Source organism: Methanospirillum sp. (genome assembly GCF_028679455.1).
Taxonomy (GTDB): domain Archaea; phylum Halobacteriota; class Methanomicrobia; order Methanomicrobiales; family Methanospirillaceae; genus Methanospirillum.
Map to the genome: position 1 here is coordinate 1 of NZ_JAJRBM010000203.1, position 2779 is coordinate 2779.

A 2779-nucleotide genomic window follows, 5' to 3' on the forward strand; every position below is an offset into this window, starting at 1 on the left:
ATGCTGGAACCTGCTTTAAAGCTGCTGCATGTATAACTACATCAACATCGTTTAAGGCACGACTCAGGCGATCTTTATCTCTTACATCACCAATAAAAAAACGAAGTCTATCATCTTTTATTTTCTGTTGCATCTTCCACTGGAGGTATTCACCCCGTGAATATATTCGAACACTTGCAGGATCATATTTAGAAAGTAGGAGAGAGGTGAAAGCCCTTCCAAAGGATCCTGTTCCACCGGTGATAAGAATTGTTTTGTTGTCTAAAAATGGCATAAAGATCTAAAGAAAGAGATATAACAAATTTTCGAAGGCCTAAATGAGTAATAAATGTCTAGTAAATCATTTTTCTCGTGATAAATAAATGAACTAACCAAAATCACTAATACCACGTCCCCTTATTCTCCTCCTGCATGTCAAACAGCATTGCAAACAGAATAAATTGTACCCCCAGTGCAAATAATATCACTGATACCACAGCCGGAACAAACATCTCATTCTTCAGCAAAAATTTGAAATAAAATGCATAAAATCCAAAAAGAACTCCGGTAAAACTAAAAAAGAAACCGAATAAATAAAAAAACACAAGCGGATGAAAACTGAGCAGAACATATTTCACTTTAAGCCTCCAGAAGAATGCATTTAATAATAACCATGATAGCCGGACGATATACGTAGAGTATTTTATCTTTGACTGTTCGAGCCCGTACCGTGCCGGATGAGGAACATTCCTGACCCGAAACCCGAATGTATTCAGCCAGACCAGAAGATCATTGCAATATCCATACCGTGGATAGATTGAATCAAGGGATATTGTTTCGAGTGCCCGACGTGATATCGCAGTATACCCATTCTGGGGATCCATCAGTTGCCAGTATCCTGATGCAATCTTAGTCAGAAGAGTCAGCACCGAATTCCCGATAAACCGCCATTTTGACATCCCCTGCCTGAATTGTTCATTAATGAGCCGGTTACCAACAGCATAATCCACCACACCCCCCACGACCGGGTCAAGGAGCTCTGGAAGAAAAGTCGGATCCATCTGGTTATCGCCGGCCATCACGGCCACGACATCTATCCCATCAGCAAGTGCCTGCTTGTACCCCGAAACAATTGCACCACCAACACCCTTGTTTTTTTCATGATGAATGGGAACAATCCGTGAATCTTTCCGGGCATAGTTATCAATAATTGCACCGGTCTTATCAGGAGATGCATCATCAACCGCATATACCCGGTCAACAAATGGAGGAATGGATTCCAAGGTCGCCAGAATCAGTTGCTCTTCCCGATATGCCGGTATAGCAACAGCTATCGTTTTTTCTCTATACACCCATCTACACCCACCAGGTTACCCCCCGGTACCTGATAGTATAGGTATCATAATGAAAATAATATATAACTTATCCCATAAGCCAAACATGAGATCATGAGTAATGGTGAAATAATTACCCGGGTTATTATTTCATCGTCTGGCGTATGATGTGTGAAACCATGTAATCAGTACTAGCGAAATCCCCTCAGGAGAACCCGGTATATATAATCTGAAACTGATAAACACGATCATCTTTCAAGGGAGATGGCCTCCTGAATAATCTGATCTTAGATCTGAACTGAATCTCCAGCTACACAATACTTTGTTTGCACCTGTGTCTATACGTATTATCTCTCACCAACTTCCCATCCTTCAATATTCCGGGTCTTTGGATCAAATATAATCCCAATCTCATACACTGGTCTTCTATCAGATCGGTATTTACCTGCATATTCTCTCTCCTGGAGCTGGACAAGAGGGCTAATGTCACTTTTATCCAGCCCCTTTACTTTGAATTCAAATACCCATATTCCGGTCTTCGTCTTAACCGTCAGATCTATTCGTCCTTTATTTGTGGTATCCTCCGGAATAACTGAGTATCCCATGCTGGCAAAGTACGCATAGACGATACTTGCATAATATCCCTCAAATGTTGATATCTGATTCTTCCGATACCAGTCATGTGGAATTGAGGCAAAGAATGAATAAAAAATATCCTTGAGCCGGTCGGTATTGCCAGAAGTCAGAACGCTATCCAGTTGCATCTGGTTTGCAGACTGTTCTGAAGTTCCAACCAGAATTCCAAGCATTAATTGGGAGATAGAACTCTTAACTTCGCGGTTAGGAAATCCAAGATGATAAAAAATTCTCCCGCCAACTTGACTCTCATGGGTAATCGTCAGGTACCCGGTCTGAAAAAGCAGGGTTTCAAGTTTGATATCTTCAATACGGAATGATCCTAGAAGTTCTTCCCCGGTAATCAGGTTATCCAGATCAGGGAGGGACACGGGTTTTTCTTCTAACAGTTTAATAAGAAATGATGGTGTTCCAGTCTCAAACCAGTATGGCCGGAATATACGCTTATTACACAAGAGTAAAATATCGAATGGATTATACACCGCTTCCCCGGTCCATGAGTACCCGTTATACCACTCCCGGACAGCGTTTGGATCAAATCCTTTGAGATTCTGTACAAAAACCGTATCCAGATCCTGCTGGGTATATCCGCAGATAGCAGAGTACGGGGCGTCAAGCGTAATATCATTCAGGTTGTTCATTCCTGAAAAAATACCGGTTTTTGCGAATTTAGACACCCCGGTTAGGAATACAAAACGGAGATACTGGTCAAGAGGCTTAAAGGAACCATAGAAATCTTTGAGAATATCTCTCAATTCTGCTGCAAGAGTTACATCCTCTACATTATCAAGAATCGGTTTATCATACTCGTCAACCAGGATAACAATCTG

The 2779-nt window shown here is 41.5% G+C and carries 3 protein-coding genes; all 3 read right to left on the minus strand.

The genetic code is table 11. The features are described 5' to 3' along the window. The coding region (locus tag LUQ50_RS06765) for a polysaccharide biosynthesis protein (RefSeq protein ID WP_300038097.1) at positions 1-274 on the minus strand (274 nt) is incomplete at its 3' end. Positions 275-380: 106 nt separating this feature from the next. Beyond that, entirely contained in the window at positions 381-1331 is a 951-nt protein-coding gene (locus tag LUQ50_RS06770) for a glycosyltransferase family 2 protein (RefSeq protein WP_300038100.1), read from the minus strand. A 329-nt stretch (positions 1332-1660) separates the two neighbouring features. Beyond that, the coding region (locus tag LUQ50_RS06775; RefSeq protein ID WP_300038103.1) for an AAA family ATPase at positions 1661-2779 on the minus strand (1119 nt) is incomplete at its 5' end.